Below are 22,501 nucleotides of genomic sequence, written 5' to 3'. Positions count from 1 at the left end.
GAACCCATGAGCATCGAGCAATCTTCCAACTTAATAACGATATGCTCGGATTCTATAGGAGATACGGCAGAGGCTGTCGTGCAGGCCGTTATTCACCAATTTCAGAATCAGCAGGTCACCATTAAAAGATACGGCAATATTAGGCATGAAGACGAGCTACGCAAGCTTATGGAAGAAGCAGCTCAGCATAAAGGTTTTGTCGCCTATACATTAGTGCAGCCAGAATTAAGAGAAATGATCCGCGAGGAAGCGGTACGTCTTGATTTACGGATCGTTGATATCATGGGCCCTATGATGCAGGCCTTCATTGATACCTTCGACGATGCTCCTCAGCAACGGCCAGGTCTTCTCCACCAGCTCGACGAGAATTATTTCCGCCGCATAGAAGCTATAGAATTCACCGTCGCCTGTGATGACGGCCGTGATCTGGGTGCCATGCTCAAAGCCGATATCGTTCTGCTGGGCATGTCCCGTACTTCAAAGACACCGCTTAGCATCTTTTTGGCCCATAGAGGAAAAAAAGTCGTTAACTATCCGATTATCCCGGAGATTGGTCCTCCGCAAGAACTATTAAGCTTGCCGCCGAACCGGCTTATCGGATTAACCATGAAACCCGAGTACATGCTGAAGGTCCGCTCTGAGCGGCTTAAGGTTCTCGGATTACCGACAGGCTCCCAATATGCAAGTCTGGAGCGGATCACCGAAGAGATGGAATACGCCGCTTCATTGTTCAACAAGCTGGGCTGTCCTGTAATTGATATTACTGACAAGGCTATAGAAGAAACCGCTGGTATTATTATGGGTTATATCTAAATTTCAGTTTACAAAATATATAGAATGCACTGGAGGGAATTAGAATGGAGCGCGAACTGGCCCTTGAGATTGTACGGGTAACTGAACTAGGTGCTTTATCCTCGGCTCGTTGGATTGGACGGGGTGATAAAAATGCGGCAGATGATGCAGCCACGACTGCGATCCGTTCCATGTTCGATTCTGTGTCCATCGACGGAACTGTTGTGATAGGTGAAGGAGAGATGGATGATGCTCCAATGCTCTATATTGGTGAGAAAGTCGGGAACCAAAAAGGTCCCTCTGTCGATGTAGCCGTCGATCCTCTCGAAGGAACTGAGGTTGTTGCCTGCGGCCTGCATAATGCGCAATCTGTTATTGCTATAGCAGATAAAGGCAGCCTGCTGCATGCCCCGGACATTTATATGGAAAAGTTAGCCTGCGGGCCTGAACTTGCCGGTAAGCTTAGACTCGAGGACCCTGTAGAGATCACTCTGCAAAAAGCCTGCCATTACACTGGCAAATCCCTCTCCGAGTTAACCGTAATGGTGCTGGATCGCAAACGGCATGAGCAGCTGATTAATAGCCTGCGTGAAGCCGGGGTACGAATTAAGCTGCTTGGTCACGGAGATGTCGCTGGCGCTATTGCGGCTGCACTGCCAGACAGCGATGTCGATTTATATATGGGTTCCGGCGGAGCACCCGAAGGTGTTCTTGCTGCCGCTGCACTGAAATGCCTTGGTGGTGAAATGCAGGGCAGATTGCTCCCGGATGGACCAGTAGAGCTACAGCGCTGTGTACGCATGGGAATTGCCAATCCAACGCGAGTGCTATACATGGAAGACATGGTTGGCACGGGCGACGTCCTCTTTGCCGCCACGGGTGTAACGTCAGGTGAGTTCCTGAACGGCGTCCGTTTCATCGGTAAAGAACGCGCGGAGACACATTCGGTAATTATGCGGGCACAGAGCGGGACGATCCGCTATATCCGCAGCATTCATTTCCTGCCAGGAAAAGAAATACCGGCTGCGCTAACCGTTAGGCAAAATGCTGTCTCTCTATAAAACCACAAAAAACAGGCTATCTCACTAGCAGTATCCTTTGCTAGTGAGATAGCCTGTTTTGTTTTTTTACACTGAATGCTAATTGCTTCTTATTTATTTCCAATACGTTCACTCGCTAATGGATCTATATTAGCAACTTTCTCAAAGCGTTCTGCGTTCAGGCTGTTATACTTTGCGAAGATTTGTTTCACTTCTTGCTCCTTCTGCTCGCCTTCCACATCCGCCATTACTAGAATATGACCTTCATCCACGTAATTATCGTAGCTCTCTGCTTCCTCTTCAGGGATGCCAAGGCCAATAAGTCCGCCGACTAACCCGCCACTGCCTGCGCCTATCGCCGCTCCGGCTAGTGTTGCCGCAAGAGGGCCGGCTGCAATAATAGGTCCAATACCAGGAATAGCCAAAGCGCCAATTCCCATCAGCAGCCCCGTTACTCCACCCAGCAGGCCACCAGTAGCTGCACCTGTAGCCATACCTTCCGGGGCCACGGTTCCTGACTCGTCTCTAAGAGTTTCCTCATCCGCTTTATTTCTCGCGATAATCGAAATATCCTCTGTCCTACAGCCCTGACGCTTCAACTCCTCAATAGCTCGCGAAGCTTCGTATTCGGCAGCAAAGACACCCACTATTCTCTTATTCATCTCCATTACCTCCTATTGATGTAGTTAGCTCATACGTTCAGCTTCATAGCTTACTTAACCAAACTGGACAGGGATAAACTACGATCTTTGAATTGTCTGCAATTCCGAGTTAATATTCCTTCTAAAATATGCTGTATAATAAAAGTAAGCGGGTACAACTACCTTGATTAACTCTATAGAAGAAAGAGAAGGAATCATCCATGGCGATATTTAACTATAATTCTGAGCGTCCCTTCCGAGGCAATCCCGACCTGCATCTCCATTACTGGGGGCGGGAGCAGTGTCTTCCCGGACATTTTTTTGGACCTGGGGTCCGTGACGTATATAAAATACATTTTATCCATGCAGGAACAGGTGAAGTTACTGTGGGTGAACAGACCCATTATCTTAGGCCAGGACAAGCTTTTCTCACCTATCCGCATATCGTAACTGCCTACACAGCAGACACTGCAAATCCATGGACCTATTCTTGGGTAGCTTTTACCGGGGAGCAGGTTGATTATATTTTGGCCAAAACCGCCTTGTCACCTGAGCACCCGATCTTTCCAATGGATGAACAGCTTATGCCGAAATTATACGAGCTCCTGACACAAGCAGCTGAAGCTTCGGACAGTCTGGATCTACCTCTAAAAGCAATTATGTATGAGTTCTTTTCTCTGTTACTTCGAGCGGTGCCAGCAGTTCCAGATGTACTTCCTTTACCACGTCAAAAGAGTATTTACGTCGAGCAATGCCTGCACTTTTTGCATACACATTATTGTGAAAATATTTCGGTTGAGATGATGTCCTCTTCGCTCAAGCTGGATCGCAAATATTTATCCTCCTTGTTCAAACGGACAATAGGTATGCCACCCCAGCAGTATTTATTAAATTTCCGCATCGCTAAGGCATGCGAGCTGCTGACAGAGACCTTATGCACGATTGGTGAAATCTCACGTTCTGTGGGCTATCAGGACCCCTTACTCTTTTCACGGATGTTCAAGAAGGTGAAAGGTTGTTCGCCAAAAGAATACCGTAGCCGTCATCTCGAAAATGACATTGTACTATAAACTTCTTCCTTGCTGACATACGTTTGTCCGCGATCTTTCGCTACAATAAGGACGTAACGTACTAAGTAATAAGTGTTTATAGGAGGAATAAATCATGTATAACGCAAGCGCTACCAGATATGACAATATGAAATATAATCGCACCGGAAAGAGCGGTCTACTCCTGCCAGCGATCTCGCTTGGTCTATGGCATAACTTTGGCGGCAACGACTTATTTGAGAATGGCCGCGCCATGGTAAGAAGAGCTTTTGATCTTGGAATCACTCATTTTGACCTTGCCAATAATTACGGTCCACCCGCAGGCTCCGCCGAAGAAAGTTTTGGCCAAATTCTTAAAAAGGATCTGACCCCTTATCGTGATGAGATGGTTATCTCTACTAAAGCTGGTTATTATATGTGGGCTGGTCCTTATGGTGAATGGGGCTCCAAAAAATATCTCGTCTCCAGCCTAGATCAAAGCTTAAAACGTATGGGACTGGATTATGTTGATATTTTTTATCACCACCGCCCAGATCCAAATACACCACTGGAAGAAACCATGGCTGCGCTGGACCTCGTGGTACGCCAAGGTAAAGCGTTGTATGTCGGGATTTCGAATTACGGACCTGAACAAACACGCGAAGCGGCACAAATTCTGCGTCGACTTGGCACGCCATGCCTGATTCATCAGCCAAACTATTCCATGATGTCCCGCTGGATTGAAGATGGCTTGCAGGATGTATTGTCTGAAGAAGGCATCGGCTCCATTGTGTTCTCCCCGCTACAAGGTGGCATACTGACCGATCGCTATCTAAACGGAATCGCTCCTGATTCCCGTGCCGCTGGTCCAAGTGTATTCCTGTCTGAGAATGCCATTACCGAAGAGGCGATCGGCAAGGTTCGCAAACTGAACGAGATTGCTGCTGCACGTGGACAAAAAATGTCTCAGCTAGCGTTATCTTGGGTACTCCGTGGAGACAAAGTAACTTCTGCATTGATCGGCGCAAGTAAGGTAAGCCAGATTGAAGATGCCGTCGCTTCCTTAAATGCCCCAGAGCTTAGCGCTGAAGAACTAGAGCAAATTGAGGCAATTCTGCGGGGATAAAGCTTAGTTATAACAAGACAAAGACCAATGAGGTCAGGCAGCTTAAAGCTGCTCTGGCATTTCATTGGTCTTCTTTTTTATAGATTAGAGTTCTATTTGCTCACCCAAATATCTGCGTGATGTACACCATGATCAATAATCCAAAAATAAACGAATACGTCGAAGGCCGCTCATAACCATGGCCATGACTCTCCGGAATCAGCTCCTTGTAAACGATAAAGAGCATAGCCCCGGCTGCAAAAGCTAGACCATAACCCACAACATTATGCAGGTAACTAGCAGTAAAATACCCGATCACCGCAGATACCATCTCCATCAAGCCGGTAAGTGTAACGATTCCTAAGGCTTTTAGCTTGCTAGTTCGCGAATTCATCAGAAAGACCGCAAGAATCAACCCTTCCGGCATATTCTGTGCGCCAATGGCAATCGCCACGGTAGGACCTAAACTGGCCTGTTCGCTGGCATAACTGAAACCTGTACTGAGGCCTTCTGGTATGTTGTGGATGAACAGCGCAATCATAACAAGCAGCGCTTTTGAATCCATATTGGTATAACCGGGCTTATTCTCCACATCGATATGTGGGATGTTATTTTCAATTAAATCAAGCAGCAGCACTCCGGTAATCAAGCCCAAGGTTAAAGCGATAATCCCCGATTCTTTGATCGATTGCGGCATGAGTCCAAACGTGGAGGCGGACACCATAATCCCCGCAGTGAAGGCTACGAGGATATCTTTCCACTTCTCGGATAACCTCTTCACGAACAGGATCGGAAATGCTCCAAGAACGGTAGCCATTGCCGATACAAAGCTGCCAATAAGCGCAGATTCCAAACCTTCAACTCCTTTGGTACAAGTCGGATAGACCAACATATGTTTCAGAAAAAATAATTATTACTTTTTCATACATTTTCGAATGGTCCAATATAGTATGGATCATATCATAAAAGACCTCCCCTAGGTTCGGTTCATACCCTAAGGAGGTCTTTGTCTTACATATCATTATGCAACTCGGTTACACCAGCTTCTTCCGGATCTTGCCGGAAATCAAATCAATAATTGTGATCATCGCAATGATACCTAGCAGTATAATCCCCACGCGGTCCCAATTCCGTGAACTGAGCGCGAAGATTAACGGTGTGCCGATCCCCCCTGCTCCAATCACACCTAGAATCGTAGCCGAACGAACGTTAATTTCGAATCTATATAAGGTATAGGATAAGAATCCCGGCAGCACCTGCGGCAACACCGCAAACCACAATACCTGCATGCGGCTGGCACCAGAAGAAATTAAAGCTTCGAGTGGACCGTTGTCGATATTCTCAATCTCATCCGCGAACAATTTGCCGAGCATGCCCACCGAATGTAGTCCCAGAGCCAGCACACCTGCAAAAGAACCCGGTCCAACAGCCTTGATAAATAACAAAGCCATAATAATCTCAGGGAAGGTTCGTATAAAGCTCAACATCAGCTTGCCGGAACCTGAAATTACCTTTCCCTTGCTCATGTTAACTGCAGCCCAAAATGCAAAAGGAATACATAAAAAGGTCGAGATAAAAGTGCCTAGGATTGAAATAGCTAACGTCTCGAGCAATCCCCGCAGGAGATCCTCCCCATCTGGTAAATAAACGAAGGCCCAGTCAGGTGAGAATATCCCGGCAAAAATTGCTTTAGTAATGATCCCGGCGGTTTCTTTGAATCCATTAAACGGCACTCCCGAAAAAGCCCAAATATATAACGCGGCTAGGGCTACATAAATCAGCCAACGAAAACGATTTTTACGGGGTTTAGGGACAAGGGTATTCCATGATTTACTCATATTAATTTCTCCCGCAGCTTAGTGCTTACATAATCAATAATCAGTACTACTGCTAATGTGAACAAGATGATGGTGCAAGTCTTATCGTATTCCAAAAAGCCTAGGGTAACTTCATAATAGTGGCCGATCCCACCCGCTCCTACCAGACCTAAAACCGCCGCAGCACGAACATTAATCTCGAAGGCATATAGGACATAAGACATAAAATGAGCCTGTACCTGTGGAATGACTCCGAACATAATGCGTTGAATCTTATTAGCCCCCACTGAAGTCATTGCTTCCAAAGGTCCTTGATCAATCGTCTCCATCGTTTCATAGGTAAGCTTAGCGATCAGCCCCAACGAAAATATCGTCAATGCAAATATCCCAGGAAGCGCACCGAGGCCGAAAATAGCCACAAAGATAGAAGCCAACAGCAGATCGGGAATCGTACGGATCAGGTTCAGCAGCATACGAACCGGATAATGAAGCCAACGGCTTTGCGTAATATTGCTTGCACACAACAGCGCAACCGGAACCGCAAGAATGGCACCAAACGTTGTGCCAACCAGCGCCATCCGGATCGTCTCCAGCATCGCATCTATAATGTTGTCAAAATACCCCCAGTTCGGGGGAAACATTTCCTTAAGCAAATCAAGCATATTCGGCAGACCGGAGATCAGCTCCCCGAAGGATGAATCGGTTAAGACAGCACTTCTCCACAGTAATACTACTAATATAATGGCTGTGAAATAATGTTTTATCTTCCTTGGCGGTTTGGGATGTAGCTTCTCTGCATTCACACTCATCTCACACGCCTCCGAGTACAGGCTCACCTAACAACTCATCCTGATGAATCGGTCTGCCGTAAATCTCAGCAAACCTCTCATCGGTTGCCTCTGATACAGGACCATCGAAGACAACCTCTCCTGCCCGGAGCCCGATAATCCGGGTAGCGTATTCTCTAGCCAGATCAATAAAATGCAAATTCACAATGGTTGTAATCCCGAGTTCCATATTGATCTTCTTTAGATCATCCATAACCTGCTTGGTTGTGAGCGGATCTAGTGAAGCTACAGGTTCATCTGCGAGGATAATCTGTGCCTCCTGCGCAAGAACACGGGCAATAGCTACACGTTGCTGCTGACCTCCAGATAGCTGATCTGCACGTGTATAGGCCTTCTCGGCGATATTTACCCGATCAAGGGATTCGAAGGCTAAATCGATATCCTTTTGTGGGAATCTGCCAAGTATCGTCCGCAGTGTGGAATGATAGCCCACCCGTCCTGCCAAAACATTACGAAGCACCGTCGTACGTTTCACTAAGTTGAAGCTTTGAAAGATCATTCCGATATTCCTACGGATCATTCGTAGCCGGCTTCCTTTTGCATTCGTGATGGACTGCCCGTTAATAAGAATATTACCTTCGGAAATATCATGAAGCCGGTTAATGGAACGCAGCAAGGTCGACTTCCCTGCTCCCGAAAGACCAACAATAGCTACAAATTCTCCGGCTGGAATGGTCAGGTTAATGTTGTTTAATCCTTTGGTTCCGTTTAGATACGTTTTGGATACATTACGAAGCTCTATCATGAAATCATCCCTTTATGTGTTTTCGTATATTCTTATAAAAGAGATAGCCAGATCCGGGGGGGAATCCGGAGCTGGCTATCCTTAATGCCTGTTATACACCAACATCGTTGTATCCTTGAACGGCCTGTTCTACTCTGTTTTTACTTTACTGTTGTATTCGCGAACAATGTCAAAGTTGCTGTCTTGTGATTTCACATAACCTTCATGAGAGTAAATGTCTTTGATAATCTCATGGCCTTCTGTGTCAGCTGCGATATCAATGAATGCCTGCTGGATTTTTTCTATCCATTCTTTATTCATATCTGAACGGACCGAAATCGTATCGTTAGGAATTTTATCAGTAAAGGCGAGAACTTGAGTATCTTCAAATACTTTTGGATAATCCTTAACGACCGTGTTCCGGGCATCTTGGAAAATAGCTGCTGCATCTACGTCACCATTCAGCACAGCAAGCACGCCTTGATCATGACCTTTAACCGTAATGGCTTGTACATCCTTCAACGGATCAAGTCCTGCATCCATTAGTGTTGCAGCCGGCCATACAAAACCTGCTGAGGATGTAACGTTTTGATAGGCAATTTTTTTACCTTTCAAATCGGCAACCGATTTGATCGCAGAATCCTTCTTGACGATAATCATAGATTTATAGAAATCCGCTAATTCATCTGTTGGACCACCGGTTTCATCATTTACACCAAAACGTTGAGCCTGAAGAATAACCTCAGCTGCTCCTTTTTCTTTAGCTAACACGTAAGCAGTTGGAGGAAGGAAACCTACATCCACTTTTTTAGAGGCCATAGCTTCGATAACGGTGTTGTAATCAGTAGAGACACTTACTTCTACAGGAATACCGAGCTTGTCACCCAGTAATTTTTCAAGAGGTTTCGCTTTAGCTTCGAGCGTATCTGCATTTTGAGAAGGAACAAATTGTACAGTAAGCTTCTCTGGAACATAACCCTCTGCTACAGGAGCTGCCGTTTCCTTCGGTGCATTTGCCCCGTCCGTCGATCCTTGGTTTGCATTATTTGTAGTGTTGTTAGCGCCACAACCACTAAGCAATGTAATAGACATCATTAGCGGCAATACGAATTTACTGATTTTTCTCAAACGAAAGACCTCCACTGTTTTCTATTTTTATTTTTGAGTACTTCTAAACTATAGATGTGTTTTATTAAATCAATAGCAACCAAGCATCAAATATATGTAAAATTTATTCCAATCTCTTAAAGTTACCAAATTATCTGCTAGAATGAGGTCTGAACTTATTATCAGGAGGGGCTACCTATGAATAAAGAGAATTCAATAACCTGTGAAATCCTCGTAACAAGTGATCTACATGGACATTTTGGGCCCGTCGATTACCGCACGGGGGAGAAACGACCAGCAGGCTTAGCAACAATTGCTACCCTCATTAAACAAGAAAGATCCCATACTCCTGAGCTGATCCTTATAGATAACGGTGATCTTATTCAAGGCACACCGTTAACTTATTATGCAGCTACACATTATAGTAATGAGCTGAATCCGGGCATAGCTGCACTAAATGAATTGAAATATGACGCTGCAATTATTGGCAACCATGAATTCAATTTTGGCAAAACTCTGCTGAATAAAGCCGTTCAGGATTCCTGCTTTCCTTGGTTATCAGCTGGAATTATAGATAACACGACAAATCAACCCGCCTTTGGTAAACCCTATATCATCAAATGGGTAGATAAAATCAAAGTAGCCGTTCTAGGGGTTACGACGCATTACATCCCCCACTGGGAGAACCCTAGCCATATTGAAGGGCTTCAATTTGAGGATTCGCTAGAGACTGTAAAGCATTGGTGTGCCATTATACGGGCAGAAGAGCAGCCTGATCTGCTCGTTGTAGCTTACCACGGCGGATTCGAACGCGATCTAAGCAGTGGAGAACCTGTAGAAAGACTAACGGGGGAGAATCAAGCCTACGCCATGTGTACAGAGGTAGAGGGCATAGATGTGCTAATTACCGGACATCAGCACCGCTCCATAGCTGGAGAGTTAAACGGTGTTACAATCATACAACCTGGTTGTAATGGACTTTCCCTCGGTAAAATCTCGGTTATTTTCCAAAAAGAAAATACACACTGGAAGATTCAGCGTAAACATGCCGAGCTCCTTAACGTTAATGAGACAACAGCTGCAGATGAAATAATCCTAGAGCTGAGCAGTACTCTTGAATCAGAAACACAAACTTGGCTGGATGAGAGAATAGGAACGGTTATCGGGGACCTGTCTATTTCCAGTGCTGATGAATGCCGCTTAGCTGACCACCCTTTTATAGAATTTATGAATAAGGTACAAATGGAGGCTACTGGCATAGATATTTCTACAGCAGCCTTACTCAGTAACGATTGCAAGGGTTTCAGCGAAACCATCACACGCAGAGACATTTTATCGAACTTCATTTATCCCAACACCTTAACCGTCCTAAGACTGACAGGACAAGATATTAGAGAGGCCTTAGAACAAACCGCTAACTATTTCCAACAAGACGAGAACGGAATAATAATCGTTAACCCCGCCTACATCGAGCCTAAACCGCAGCATTACAATTATGATATGTGGGAAGGAATACAATACGAGCTTGATACCGCTAGACCTGCAGGCGAAAGAGTCCTCCATCTGCTGTACCAAGGACAGCCTATAGAGGACTCTAAAGAATATGAGGTTGTTATGAACAATTATAGAGCCAGCGGTGGCGGAGATTATGAGATGTATAAGGGTAAAGCGATTGTTCAAGAAATTATGATCGACATATCTGAAATTGTCACGGACTACATTGAAAAGCATGGCCAAATTGAAGCTACCTGTGACCATAATTGGAGAGTTGTTTAGGCTTTAGCGATGAACACCCCAATATCGCTCTCTATCAGCTTCAACGCACTTCTCCAGAAGTCGACGGAGTGAACATCTAGATCCATTGTTTTTGCTACATCAACAATATTATGTTTGCTGGTATCCCTAAGGAACTGGCGATACTTAGGGGCGAACTCTTCGCCCCTCTTTAAATATTCCGCGTACAGCCCTTTAGAGAATAACAAACCAAAGGAATACGGAAAATTCAAAAATTCATTACTAGCCATAAAATATCCAGCTTTGTTCATCCACATGTACGGATGGATTGTACCCGGGTCAATGCCCTCACCATAGGCTTCCACCATACAGGCAATCATCAATTCATTTAGCTCTTGAACAGACAGCGGGCCTAATGCTCTTCTCTCATATAATTTGATCTCAAATAAATAACGGGCATAAAAGTCTACAAGATAATAACCGGCATCAGAAATACTTCTCTCCAGAATAAGCAGAGCTTCCTTCTCCGTTGAATTTGTAATTATGGCATGGTTCACTATCGTCTCACAAAAAATCGAAGCCGTTTCAGCAATCGGAATCGGGTAATCCGTATTCAGCATCGTTTCATTAGCCAGACAGGAGCTATGATAGGCATGGCCGAGCTCATGGGCAAGGATACTAATATCTATGGCATTTCCGGTGAACTGGGTCATAATTCTGCTCTCGCCAATCGGGAAAATATCAATGCAAAGTCCATACCCCCCTTTGCCTGATCTAGGTTCTGCATCAATCCATTGCTGATCAAAAGCCTTCTGAGCAAAACAAGACAGTTCCTCACTAAAGGTTGCGAAGCTCGAGAAGATTGTATCTTTGGCGTTAGCGTATGTAATTTTCCCGTTTTCTACACCGACTGGTGCAAAAATATCGTAAAAAGGCAGCTTTGCCGGATGTCCCAGCAGCTCGGCTTTCTTTTGATAATAGGTATGAAAGGCTGGCAGGCTCTCCCGAAGAGCAGTGAGCATAGCGGCTAAAGTCTCACTGTCCATTCTCGAAGCGATTAACACTTTTTCCAAAGAAGATTGATAACCCCGCATGCCATAAATCGTCAGCGCCTCACCACTAATGCCATTTAAGCTGGCTGCGCAGACCTCAGCAATACGACTACAGGCTTCTGCCTCCGCTTCATAAGCAGCTTTTCTTAAGCTGGCATTATTCTCATAAGCCATACTTCTTAGCTCCGCAAGTGTCACTTGTCTAGTTTCCCCATCTACCACTAGATCTGCAAGTGCACTTGAAGTCCTCTCCATATACAGTCTGCTCCATGCTTTGGATCCTGTACTCTGCATTTTGGCTATGGCCATTTCAAGTTCTTCGCTTAACTCATAGCGGGATTGTAACAGGAGTTCTCGCAAATAAAATTGATGCTCCATTAGATAAGGTGAGCTAACGATAAGCTCATCCATATGATCACAAGTGCTAAACCAGCGCTTAAAAGCCACAACTACCCCGATGATTTCTGAATTGGCCTCCTCAATATCATCAGCAAGATTCATGCCTTCCTCGGAGCCACGATCTGCGCTGAGTGTTAACTCTGCATAAGCTAACAAGCATACATATATGCTTTTATAATCATTATAAATTCTTAAAAAGCCCTCCACAGGCATGGCTGTAACGTCTTTTACATTCAAATGGTGCTCAGCCCACCGCTTTAAATCTTGTATATGCTGGGCCAGTAGCTTGCGATCCCTTTTTAACTGCTCCGATTCAAAGGAAGGATATAAACTATCTAAGTTCCATGTCATATTCATCCGCAAATCTCTCCCCCTTCGATTCCTATTCTTCTAAGCATAATCCATACCACCAGAAAAGTGCATCGACATAATTTACTTCTTCTCTTCATACACAAAAAAAGGACCCTGCCAACGTCCGGCAGGGTCAAAGTCTATATTATAAGGGGGTTATGTGATTACTATAACCCTCTTAGCTTAAAATAATATGAATAGCAGATAAAGATTGGCTTAATCTCCGAACCCTATTGACTTAAGGTTGAAGGATTCACTCTAGCCTTGTTAATCTGAATCCCCACATACACGATAAGGAACAACACCATAAACCCAGCCGAATAACGATACATTATCCCATAATCAGTTGCTGCCGAGATTGCCCCCAGAATAATGGCTCCGCTGGCTACACCCAAATCCGTTGAGTTATAGAACATACTGTTGGCCATACCATATTGTGCAGGTGTTGAGGTGCGAAGCATCCAAGCCTGGATCGTTGGCTGAATAGCACCGAAACCAAGTCCATACAGCAGTGCAGAAACGATGAGCATTGGCATAGAGGTCGTATAAGAAAGCACAGTTAAGCTTGCAACGACGCAAACCGCCGCCGGAATTAGGACAGAAGCTGGTCCTCTTTTATCAAATAATCTGCCGGAGATAGGTCTTATAATGATGATCGTAACCGCATTAAATAAAAAGAACAAACCCACTTGCTCCAGATGAACTGATTCGCCGAATAAAGCGATAAAGCTTAGCAATCCCCCGTAGGTAATTGCCAACATGACATTTAGAATGGCAGGCAATACTAACTTTGTATTAAACGGAACCTTGAGAGGTTTGGTGGATTCGCTTTGAGTTGGGGTAGGCTTTTTTTTCGGTTGCGCTGGAAGTGAACGAGAAAATAAAAGTACTGGAAAAGCAAGAAGTAAAGTTACCATACCGATCATAGCCAGTGTTCCAAAACCCGATTGTTTCATCACATTCAAGCCAATCATTGGACCGATCGACATCGCCAGGCTGGTGGATAAACCGAAATAACCTATCCCTTCACCCATTCTTTTGCTTGGAATAATCTGTGAAACAATCGTTGGGATAATCGTGCTGGCAATCCCGAATCCAATCCCATAGCCCACACGCATCAGCAGCAGTGATCCGATAGAATCTGCTACAACATAAAGGCCGGTAATAGCGGCGGCAATTGCTAAGCCAATATATAATAATACATTGCGGCTAACCTTCCGCATCAGAAAAGCGGTCATAAAACGTGAAGCGATCGCAGTTAATGCAAAGACGCTGGTAACGAGGCTGACCATAATATCTCCGGCCTGAAATTCGCTTTTTACGTAAGACGGAAACGAAGATAACAACATCTGTAAATTCATAAATAAAAATAAAGCACTAATCGTTAAAGCAATAAAAGATTTGGTCCATAATTTCGTACGTAGTTCTTGTTGTTCTAACATAACTTGCCTTCCTACTCTCCATCTGTTATTTGATCTACATGATTGTTTATTCTTAGCAGCAATTCCATGAGCAACTCATATTCCTTACTAGAAATACAGTTCATAATCTCTTCTGTCACCTTATCTTCAATAGGAACGGTTTCCTTCACCAGAGACCTTCCTTTTTCCGTAATATAGACTTTAAAAGAACGCCGATCGTTCTCACCGGTTCTTTTATAGATCAGTCCCTTTCCTTCCAAATGATCCAGAATTCGCGTTGTAGTTGGCTTATCCTTACCAGAGCGCTTAGCAATGTCCTTCTGAATCAAACCTTCCGTTCTGTCAATATGAAAAAGGACTGACCATTGCTCCGGTGTTATATCATGTTCTTTCAGCCCACTTTGAAATAACATGCTTAATTTACGATAAGTCGTGCCCATCATAAATCCTAACGTAAGCTCGGATTGGTTATGCTTTGTCGTCATGATCGTATCCCTTCTCAATTAACACTGTTTTAATAGTTGCTTAAACAATTATATTCCTAACAACTAATTTTGTAAAGGTGAAGCAAAGCTATAAACTAACTATTATAAAGTTGCTTGACAAAGCACACTATGTGCGGTATTATTATCTCATCTTAAAGATACTTAACTTAAAGACAACCAGAGTTTACTACTCTTGAGATAAATAATTTTTAAAGGTTGTGTACTTCATGGGATTTCTAGACAAACTATTTGGTAGAACAAAAATTGAGGAGGAACAAACAATGTCAAAATTAAACATCGGTATTATTCTCGGAAGTACTCGTCAAGGTCGTTTAAGCCCGCAAGTAGGAGAATGGGTTAAAAAGATTGCGGATGCACGCGGGGATGCTAATTATGAGATCATAGATATTGCAGATTTCAAGCTTCCACTATTGGGTGAGGCTGATGCAACTGAACAAGCAACAGCATGGAACACTAAACTTGCTACACTAGACGGTTTCGTATTTATCGTACAAGAATATAACCACAGTATTTCTGCATCACTGAAAAATGCGCTCGATTATGCCCGTGAAGCTTGGAATAATAAAGCAGCAGGTATCGTAAGTTATGGTTCCGTAGGGGGCGCTCGTGCAGCTGAACATCTACGCGGAATCTTGGGAGAACTATCTGTAGCAGACGTTCGTGTACACCCTGCATTGTCACTGTTCACTGATTTCGAGAACGGAACTGTGTTTAAACCAGCGGATCTGCATCTTACCAATCTTAATGGGATGCTGGATCAAGTCTTGGCTTGGAGTGGCGCATTGAAAACTCTACGTTAAGATAACGCCTTACCCCTCTGTTATGTTATGAAGTACACCCTTTAGAATAGACATTTGATAAACCTTTGGTTTGTCCGGTCGATTCTAGAGGGTGTATTTTTTATGTGTGACGAAATGAGCACCCTGTGTAGAATCTAATCTGGTATAATCGGCGGGGATTTCAATCTACAGCAAGGAGCAATGATTATGTGGTTTATGTTTGCATTATTAACAGCCTTCGCTTGGGGAGGGGCTGACTTATTTTATAAAAAGGGGACCGATAGTCAGGATCGGTATAGCCATATTAAGATTGTCATTATCGTGGGGATAGTCATGGGTATTCACGCAACAGCTTATATGCTCATTCAAGGATTAACCTTTGATCCTATGGACTTAATCCGATATTTCCCTGTGTCTGCACTCTATATCCTGTCGATGGCAGTTGGTTATATTGGACTCAGATATATTGAGTTATCCATTGCCTCCCCCGTACAAAATTCATCTGGCGCTGTAACGACGATATTATTATTTATCTTTTTCACCCATGAGCTAGGGGCGCTTGAAATCGTTGGTGTTGCCGTTATCACCTTGGGCATTATCGGGATCGCCATCTTGGAAAAGAAAGCAGAACACCAAGCGCTTCAAAAGAGCACCACACAGATTGATAAAAAATATCAGATTGGCGTGATCGCCATCATTTTTCCAATCCTATACTGCCTAATCGATGGACTTGGCACCTTTGCCGATGCTATTTATTTGGATGAACTCAGCCTGATTAGCGAAAAAGCAGCTCTGCTCGCGTATGAATACACCTTCTTTATATGTGCTATCTTGTCTTTTACATACCTGAAATTTTTTAAAAAGGTAAAGTTCAACCTATTTAAAGAACGGGATAAGGGCTTCGCAGCCATTCTGGAAACGACCGGACAATTCTTCTACGTATTTGCTATGTCCAGCAACGCGATTATCGCGGCACCACTTATTGCTTCATACAGCATTTTTTCCGTAATATTATCGCGAATCTTCCTCAAAGAAAAACTAAGCAAGGCACAATATGCCGTTATTATCGTTGTGATTCTAGGGATTGCTTTGTTGGGGGTTGCGGACGAGCTGTAGCTTCGGTACACAAAAAGACCTGCTAAGTAGGCTTCATTGCTTACTAGCAGGTCTATTCTATAGTTGCTTATTCCGGCCTATCTATTGTAAAAATCTCTCCAAGGGTTGCGTAATTATTTCCCGCCAAACGGCTCACAGCGTTTAGAACTCTCGGGTCAATATGCCCTTCCTGATAGATCGATTCATCGATATGGAATTGAACAATTTCGCCAATAAACAAGTCACTCCCAGGTTCTTCGCCCCCTAGAGGAATTGCTTGAACAAGCTTGCACTCCATCCGCACCTTCGCTTCCAAAACGCCAGGCACAGCTACACTTGTACTTTGAATCGGTGTAAGATTCGCCAATTCAATTTCACTTTCAGAAGCAGGTAATGTGGCTGCAGTCTGATTGATCTTCGCAACATTCTCCTCATCTACAATATGCACAACAAACTGTTGATTATCGTAAATATTACGGGCTGTATCTTTTAAACGACCTGCCGGTCTTTGAATAGCCAATGAAACCATTGGAGGATTGGACGAAACGATATTAAAATAGCTAAAAGGTGCACCATTTAAGAGACCCTCTTCTGATTGTGTTGTGACAAAGGCTATTGGCCTAGGAATAATAGTGCCAATTAATAATTTGTAATTTTCCCGTTCACTGTTGTGCTTTGGATCCATTGAAATCAATTTCCTCAGCCCCTTCTTCACTCTTTCACAAAGTCGATCGTACTTCTAACGGTATCAATAGGACGGACTAACTTCTCAATTTGCTCACGTTTAGGTTCCAAGAAAGGTGGCAAAGAAAGCTTCTCGCCAACGGTCTCATATTCCTCATCTCCCATAAATCCTGGCCCGTCAGTGGCAAGCTCAAACAATATTTGTGGTGCAACACGTGTATACAACGACTCGAAGAAGTGACGATCTACATATCCTGAAGTTTGGAATCCAAAGCCTTCAAAACGCTCTGTCCACTCGTCCAGCATCGCACGATCCTCTACACGGAAAGCAGCATGGTGAACAGTCCCAAAACCTTGGCGTGAATTCGGTAAGAACTCATTATGCTCTACAATAATTTGTGCACCGTTTCCGCCTTCGCCAACTTCAAATAAATGATACGTCTCTTCCTGAGCAATTTCTTTAAACAACATCACTTTCTCCAATACTTCTTTGAAGTAGTTGAAATCAGCAATTCGTACAAAGATCGGTCCCAAGCCAGTTATTGCATACTCCAAAGGGATAGGCCCTTTTTGCCACGGTGTACCTGATACGACACCTTTATTCAATTCATCTGAAATAAGTTGATACTGTTGATCATCGAAATCTACGAAGGATAATGTCTTTTTGCCGAATTGCTCTTTAATGCCGGTATGCTTCACTGCAAGCCGATCAAAACGCTTAACCCAGTAGTCTAATGAAGCATCTGTTGGTACCCGGAAGGATGTTTTCGCAATCTCGTTAGTTCCATGAACCCCTTTAGGGATGTTAGGAAAATCAAAGAAGGTCATATCTGTTCCGGCGCTGCCCTTATCATCTGCAAAAAACAAATGATACGTCTGAATATCATCTTGATTAACTGTTTTCTTCACTAGACGCATACCTAACACGTAAGTAAAAAACTCGTAATTTTTCTCTGCGCTGCTTGTGATGGCTGTAACGTGGTGAATCCCTTTTAAGTTTCTCATTGTTATACACTCCTAATGTTTAGTTGATTTTGACTCGTAATATAATTCCCAAGAACAAAAAGGTTTAGTTTAATTATCTTAATGTTAAGATATTACTTAAAAAAAAGATCTTTTTCTACTGTACAAGCTCTTTGGTGGATAGCATCGAGTTTTTATCTTCACTTTAAATATCTTTAACTTAAGATAAGTTTAGCACTGAATCTGTAGGAAGTCAACGCTTTGAAGCTTTCCATATAAAAAAGGCTCCACACAAGTTCAATGAACTCGTATGAAGCCGGGATATTTTATATCATCTCATTAGGTTAAGTTATGATGCTGAGTGATGACCGCTGCTTGGCTTTGATGATCCATCTTATAACATATCAACGTAATCACACAGGCCAATATCGCCAGGATGGCAGCAGCTACAGGAAGAGAGATTAATCCTCCATGCCCGGCAACCACTCCACCGATCGCGGACCCGCCTGCAATTCCCAGGTTTGAGGCTACTGGATTCAATGAGGCAGCAAGATCCTTCGTTTTTGGTGAGAACTGCTTAGCTAAGTCAATCAAATAGAGCTGCGCAGGGGCGCTCACAATACTCGACATCATGGCTAGAGCCATTAGCACAATCATTCCTAGAATGGAAACAGATGCGGTCATACTAAAGATAACATAGACCACAGCTTGGATAAGGAACACGAATCTCAGCTTACTAACCGCATTACCGGTCGCAACCTTGCCACCAATCCAGTTGCTGACAATCGTGGCAATTCCGTATACAAACAGCACACCGCTAACCGAGCTTTTAGGAACGTTCATGACTTGCTCCAGAATAGGCGTAATGTAAGTGTACATCACAAATACGGCTCCCACTGCCGTAACCGGAATGAGAAATGCAAGAATAATGCGGCCGTTTGTGAGCAGTCCGATCTGATCCTTGAGTGAGCTAGGCACAGGTTTCGGTAATTGGCGTGGAATATAGATATAATTTAGGACTATGGCAACTCCAGCTAATATCCCATTCAGAACAAACGCTGCTGGCCAATTAAAAAACTGCCCGACGAAAGTACCGATCGGCACACCAAAAACATTCGCAATAGCAAAACCACTCAAAATTGTAGCAATCGCTTTGCCTCTCTTCTCCTGATCAACCGCTTCATTCGCTACCGTAATGGCTACAGAAAGAACAAAGCCACATAGTATGGCAGTAACTATTCTAGTCACCAGCAGCATACTGTAAGTTCCAGTTACAGCACTCCACAAATTTAGCAGTAAAATCAATACAAGTGATACAAGAATCGTAATCCGTTTCGGAACACGGCTGCACAAGGACATCATAATTGGTGTGCCAATGGCATAAGAAATCGCGAAGCCAGATACCAATCCCCCGGCTGTCGCAAGCGTAACTCCGAGGCTTGAGGATATTTCAGAGAGTAAACCAACAATAATATACTCCGTCGTACCCAGAATAAAAGCCATAAAAGTAAACGAGAAAATCAATGCGTTCTGACGTGTTGTTTTCATGGTGCTCTCCATCCTGTTTATCTCTATTTTTATATGAACATACCTTACTCATAATACTCATTTAGACTATATTGAGCAATCCTATTTTTCATAAAAAAGAAGCTTCCCACAAGTTCAAAGAACTCATGAGAAGCTTCTAGTTTAAGCCGGTGGCAAAATAATTAAGGTAATGACTTGTTCCTCGGAATAAGATCTGGCTGTTCCAGGTCCATCCGCATCTGCTTTGAACTTAATGAGATAGGTCCCGGGTGCCGGCATCACTTTATTATGAAGTTCAAAAGCGATATCCGAAACACCTATGTTACTTCCTGTGAAAGTTAACGTATGCCCATTATTGCTAATTTGATCACTCGTCGGATGTGTCCATCCACTAATGGTATAATAGTCGTTTGTGGTAAAGGTAATGCCTTCCAGCGTTACCTGAATTTCAGCATTCGTAAAGCTTTCTCCGGAGAAAAAGTCGAAGCGAATGCGCGATTGTGTAGAACCCGTTATCAGTTGTTTTGTTTTTGAACCGCCACCTCCGTCAAAGCCATATATAGAGCTAGTAACCGTAGGTGTGGTCAGAATACCATTAACAAGCTCAATCGTAACCGCATGCGCAGCGTCCTTCGCCGATTCATTATTGGATGAATCCTTAGCGGTAATCACGAAACGATACGTTCCTGCGTTCAGATCCCCAATATTGGCCGCACTCACAGATCCATCTGCTGCACTAGTGCCTAATGCGAGGGCTGTTCCTAATTCGTCGGCATCTACTTCACCGTTCTCATTCGCATCCGTCCACAGGTAGGCTTGTACCGCTGCTCCTTGCTCGCCGATGGCTCCCGCTAACCCGCGAAGCTGATCTTGTGTCCCGTTGTAGTTGTCGATCGCTTCGAACTTAGTTGCGTCCACTACTGGTGCACTCGTATCCGGAACTTCGTTTTTGCTTAAGGTCACCGTAACGGCATGGGCAGCATTCTTCGCCGATTCATTATTGGATGAATCCTTAGCGGTAATCACGAAACGATACGTTCCTGCGTTCAGATCCCCAATATTGGCCGCACTCACAGATCCATCTGCTGCACTAGTGCCTAATGCGAGGGCTGTTCCTAATTCGTCGGCATCTACTTCACCGTTCTCATTCGCATCCGTCCACAGGTAGGCTTGTACCGCTGCTCCTTGCTCGCCGATGGCTCCCGCTAACCCGCGAAGCTGATCTTGTGTCCCGTTGTAGTTGTCGATCGCTTCGAACTTAGTTGCGTCCACTACTGGTGCACTCGTATCCGGAACTTCGTTTTTGCTTAAGGTCACCGTAACCGCATGGGCAGCGTTCTTCGCTGATTCATTATTGGATGAATCCTTAGCGGTAATCACGAAACGATACGTTCCTGCGTTCAGATCCCCAATATTGGCCGCACTCACAGATCCATCTGCTGCACTAGTGCCTAATGCGAGGGCTGTTCCTAATTCGTCGGCATCTACTTCACCGTTCTCATTCGCATCCGTCCACAGGTAGGCTTGTACCGCTGCTCCTTGCTCGCCGATGGCTCCCGCTAACCCGCGAAGCTGATCTTGTGTCCCGTTGTAGTTGTCGATCGCTTCGAACTTAGTTGCGTCCACTACTGGTGCACTCGTATCCGGAACTTCGTTTTTGCTTAAGGTCACCGTAACCGCATGGGCAGCGTTCTTCGCTGATTCATTATTGGATGAATCCTTAGCGGTAATCACGAAACGATACGTTCCTGCGTTCAGATCCCCAATATTGGCCGCATTCACAGATCCGTCTGCTTCGCTAGTGCCTAAAGCGATGGCTGTTCCTAATTCGTCGGCATCTACTTCACCGTTCTCATTCGCATCCGTCCACAGGTAGGCTTGTACCGCTGCTCCTTGCTCCCCGATGGCTCCCGCTAACCCGCGAAGCTGATCTTGTGTCCCGTTGTAGTTGTCGACCGCCTCGAACTTGGTACTTTCAACCATAGGTGCATTTGTATCTGAATTGCTGCTATGCTCACTTTGCGAAGAGGAAGATCCTCCAACAACAGGAGTAGGCACTGTTACCGGCTCTTTACTCGGTTGAGCAGTTGGGGTGGAGGCGGGCTGCTCAGTGTTTCCGTTCTCCTTAAACTTCAGAAACTTAGAAGCTACTAGAGCTACGGCCTGACGATCTACTTTGGCATCAGGATTAAAAAAATTATTATATCCGGTAATCAATCCATATTCCACAGCGGCAGCTATAAAATCCCTAGAATAATCAGCAATTTGGCTACTATCAGCAAATTGCAAAGTTCCAGCTTTACCCGTAGGATTGACTCCCAATGCTCTCACGAACATGACGACCATATCCTGACGTGATAAATTTTGCCCCGTACCGAAAAGATTACTGCCTGTACCCTTAATCAATCCGGCTTTGACAGCTGCCTCTACATAGCTGTATGCATAGTTGCTTGTGGGAACGTCCAGAAAGGTTGGCAGTGCAGGAGGGTTTGAAACATCCAGCTTTAATGTCTTTGCTAAAATAATTGCAAAATCCTGCCTTGTAATATTCGACGTAGGATAGAACTTACTCTCTCCGACACCAGTCACTATCCCCTGATCGAATAGCTCAACAATCGCTTTTTTTGCATATGAGCCATCAATATCAATAAAGGAAGCCGCTGCCGATCCTTTGGTCGGCATAATGATAGGGCTTGATAATACAGCAGCAGCCAATATAGAGCTTATCCATTGCTTTTTGTTCACTTGCTTATCCCCCTGTTCTTTGGATGCGTTATGTCGTTTGTCTATAATCGATTCGTTAACACGATTCGACTTTATATTACAAACTTTTCATCTACAGGATTATAACAAGTATCAATAAACAGATTATAAACAAATAGCCGTGG

General features: G+C 44.2%; 20 protein-coding genes. 7 read left to right on the top strand and 13 right to left on the bottom strand.

Annotation, left to right across the window (positions count from 1 at the left end; translation table 11 throughout):
• Positions 1 to 12 precede the first annotated feature (12 nt).
• Both NST25_RS05160 and glpX read left to right on the top strand, forming a co-directional pair.
• Complete coding sequence (locus tag NST25_RS05160) at positions 13 to 813, top strand: pyruvate, water dikinase regulatory protein (protein ID WP_081391994.1); 801 nt, start codon at positions 13 to 15, stop codon at positions 811 to 813.
• A gap of 44 nt (positions 814 to 857) precedes the next feature.
• Complete coding sequence (gene glpX / locus NST25_RS05155) at positions 858 to 1,853, top strand: class II fructose-bisphosphatase (protein ID WP_076278048.1); 996 nt, start codon at positions 858 to 860, stop codon at positions 1,851 to 1,853.
• 89 nt (positions 1,854 to 1,942) lie between these two features.
• Here the strand turns inward: glpX and NST25_RS05150 are convergent, their stop codons facing one another.
• Positions 1,943 to 2,494, bottom strand: a complete 552-nt coding sequence (locus NST25_RS05150) for a general stress protein (RefSeq protein WP_076220788.1) — start codon at positions 2,492 to 2,494, stop codon at positions 1,943 to 1,945.
• A 200-nt stretch (positions 2,495 to 2,694) separates the two neighbouring features.
• Here NST25_RS05150 and NST25_RS05145 point away from each other — a divergent pair, with 200 nt between their 5' ends.
• The gene (locus tag NST25_RS05145; protein WP_076220789.1) at positions 2,695 to 3,543 is read left to right on the top strand and encodes an AraC family transcriptional regulator; all 849 of its coding nucleotides are present in this window, start codon (positions 2,695 to 2,697) and stop codon (positions 3,541 to 3,543) included.
• Between the two features lie 91 nt (positions 3,544 to 3,634).
• Positions 3,635 to 4,627, top strand: a complete 993-nt coding sequence (locus NST25_RS05140) for an aldo/keto reductase (RefSeq protein WP_076187312.1) — start codon at positions 3,635 to 3,637, stop codon at positions 4,625 to 4,627.
• A gap of 100 nt (positions 4,628 to 4,727) precedes the next feature.
• Here NST25_RS05140 and NST25_RS05135 read toward each other — a convergent pair whose 3' ends face one another.
• The 5 genes from NST25_RS05135 to NST25_RS05115 all read right to left on the bottom strand — a co-directional run bounded on the left by NST25_RS05135 (position 4,728) and on the right by NST25_RS05115 (position 9,123).
• A complete protein-coding gene (locus tag NST25_RS05135) occupies positions 4,728 to 5,459 on the bottom strand; it encodes a ZIP family metal transporter (RefSeq protein ID WP_036676473.1) in 732 nt (243 codons plus the stop codon).
• 181 nt (positions 5,460 to 5,640) lie between these two features.
• Positions 5,641 to 6,444, bottom strand: a complete 804-nt coding sequence (gene phnE, locus NST25_RS05130) for a phosphonate ABC transporter, permease protein PhnE (protein ID WP_036676480.1) — start codon at positions 6,442 to 6,444, stop codon at positions 5,641 to 5,643.
• A complete protein-coding gene (gene phnE, locus NST25_RS05125; protein WP_036676482.1) occupies positions 6,441 to 7,232 on the bottom strand; it encodes a phosphonate ABC transporter, permease protein PhnE in 792 nt (263 codons plus the stop codon). Before phnE (NST25_RS05125) ends, phnE (NST25_RS05130) begins: the two co-directional genes overlap by 4 nt.
• Before the next feature lies 1 nt (position 7,233).
• Positions 7,234 to 8,016: a phosphonate ABC transporter ATP-binding protein gene (phnC, locus tag NST25_RS05120; RefSeq protein ID WP_038568965.1), complete on the bottom strand. Its 783-nt coding sequence runs from the start codon at positions 8,014 to 8,016 to the stop codon at positions 7,234 to 7,236.
• Positions 8,017 to 8,145: 129 nt separating this feature from the next.
• Positions 8,146 to 9,123 carry a phosphate/phosphite/phosphonate ABC transporter substrate-binding protein gene (locus NST25_RS05115; RefSeq protein WP_038568963.1) on the bottom strand — a complete coding sequence of 326 codons (978 nt, stop codon included), beginning with the start codon at positions 9,121 to 9,123 and terminating at the stop codon, positions 8,146 to 8,148.
• Between the two features lie 177 nt (positions 9,124 to 9,300).
• On the opposite strand from NST25_RS05115, the gene NST25_RS05110 reads away from it, so the two are divergent.
• Positions 9,301 to 10,878: a bifunctional UDP-sugar hydrolase/5'-nucleotidase gene (locus tag NST25_RS05110; protein WP_339246663.1), complete on the top strand. Its 1,578-nt coding sequence runs from the start codon at positions 9,301 to 9,303 to the stop codon at positions 10,876 to 10,878.
• Here NST25_RS05110 and NST25_RS05105 read toward each other — a convergent pair.
• The 3 genes from NST25_RS05105 to NST25_RS05095 form a co-directional block, all read right to left on the bottom strand.
• Positions 10,875 to 12,644: a M3 family oligoendopeptidase gene (locus NST25_RS05105; RefSeq protein ID WP_339246660.1), complete on the bottom strand. Its 1,770-nt coding sequence runs from the start codon at positions 12,642 to 12,644 to the stop codon at positions 10,875 to 10,877. The two genes, NST25_RS05110 and NST25_RS05105, sit on opposite strands and share 4 nt — an antisense overlap.
• 224 nt (positions 12,645 to 12,868) lie before the next feature.
• A complete protein-coding gene (locus NST25_RS05100; RefSeq protein ID WP_076130619.1) occupies positions 12,869 to 14,080 on the bottom strand; it encodes an MFS transporter in 1,212 nt (403 codons plus the stop codon).
• An 11-nt stretch (positions 14,081 to 14,091) separates the two neighbouring features.
• Positions 14,092 to 14,544 carry a MarR family transcriptional regulator gene (locus NST25_RS05095; protein WP_036676493.1) on the bottom strand — a complete coding sequence of 151 codons (453 nt, stop codon included), beginning with the start codon at positions 14,542 to 14,544 and terminating at the stop codon, positions 14,092 to 14,094.
• A gap of 281 nt (positions 14,545 to 14,825) precedes the next feature.
• Between NST25_RS05095 and NST25_RS05090 the strand changes: the two genes are divergently transcribed.
• Positions 14,826 to 15,365 (top strand): NADPH-dependent FMN reductase, encoded by a 540-nt coding sequence (locus NST25_RS05090; RefSeq protein ID WP_036676495.1) that lies wholly within the window; start codon positions 14,826 to 14,828, stop codon positions 15,363 to 15,365.
• Between the two features lie 186 nt (positions 15,366 to 15,551).
• Positions 15,552 to 16,460, top strand: coding sequence for a DMT family transporter (locus tag NST25_RS05085; RefSeq protein WP_076305589.1), 909 nt, complete (start codon positions 15,552 to 15,554; stop codon positions 16,458 to 16,460).
• Positions 16,461 to 16,527: 67 nt separating this feature from the next.
• On the opposite strand, the gene NST25_RS05080 is transcribed toward NST25_RS05085, so the two are convergent.
• The 4 genes from NST25_RS05080 to NST25_RS05065 all read right to left on the bottom strand — a co-directional run bounded on the left by NST25_RS05080 (position 16,528) and on the right by NST25_RS05065 (position 22,358).
• Complete coding sequence (locus NST25_RS05080; RefSeq protein WP_076187301.1) at positions 16,528 to 17,133, bottom strand: flavin reductase family protein; 606 nt, start codon at positions 17,131 to 17,133, stop codon at positions 16,528 to 16,530.
• Positions 17,134 to 17,150: 17 nt separating this feature from the next.
• A complete protein-coding gene (locus tag NST25_RS05075) occupies positions 17,151 to 18,128 on the bottom strand; it encodes a ring-cleaving dioxygenase (protein WP_076187299.1) in 978 nt (325 codons plus the stop codon).
• Positions 18,129 to 18,425: 297 nt separating this feature from the next.
• Positions 18,426 to 19,634 carry an MFS transporter gene (locus NST25_RS05070; RefSeq protein ID WP_036676501.1) on the bottom strand — a complete coding sequence of 403 codons (1,209 nt, stop codon included), beginning with the start codon at positions 19,632 to 19,634 and terminating at the stop codon, positions 18,426 to 18,428.
• A gap of 141 nt (positions 19,635 to 19,775) precedes the next feature.
• Positions 19,776 to 22,358, bottom strand: a complete 2,583-nt coding sequence (locus tag NST25_RS05065) for an S-layer homology domain-containing protein (protein ID WP_340393425.1) — start codon at positions 22,356 to 22,358, stop codon at positions 19,776 to 19,778.
• Positions 22,359 to 22,501: the final 143 nt, after the last annotated feature.

Origin of the sequence: Paenibacillus sp. FSL E2-0190 (assembly GCF_037992965.1) — a bacterium.
Classification (GTDB): Bacteria; Bacillota; Bacilli; order Paenibacillales; family Paenibacillaceae; genus Paenibacillus_AQ; species Paenibacillus_AQ odorifer.
The sequence above is the reverse complement of the archived record's forward strand: the minus strand, read 5'-3'. Positions and strand labels throughout refer to the sequence as shown.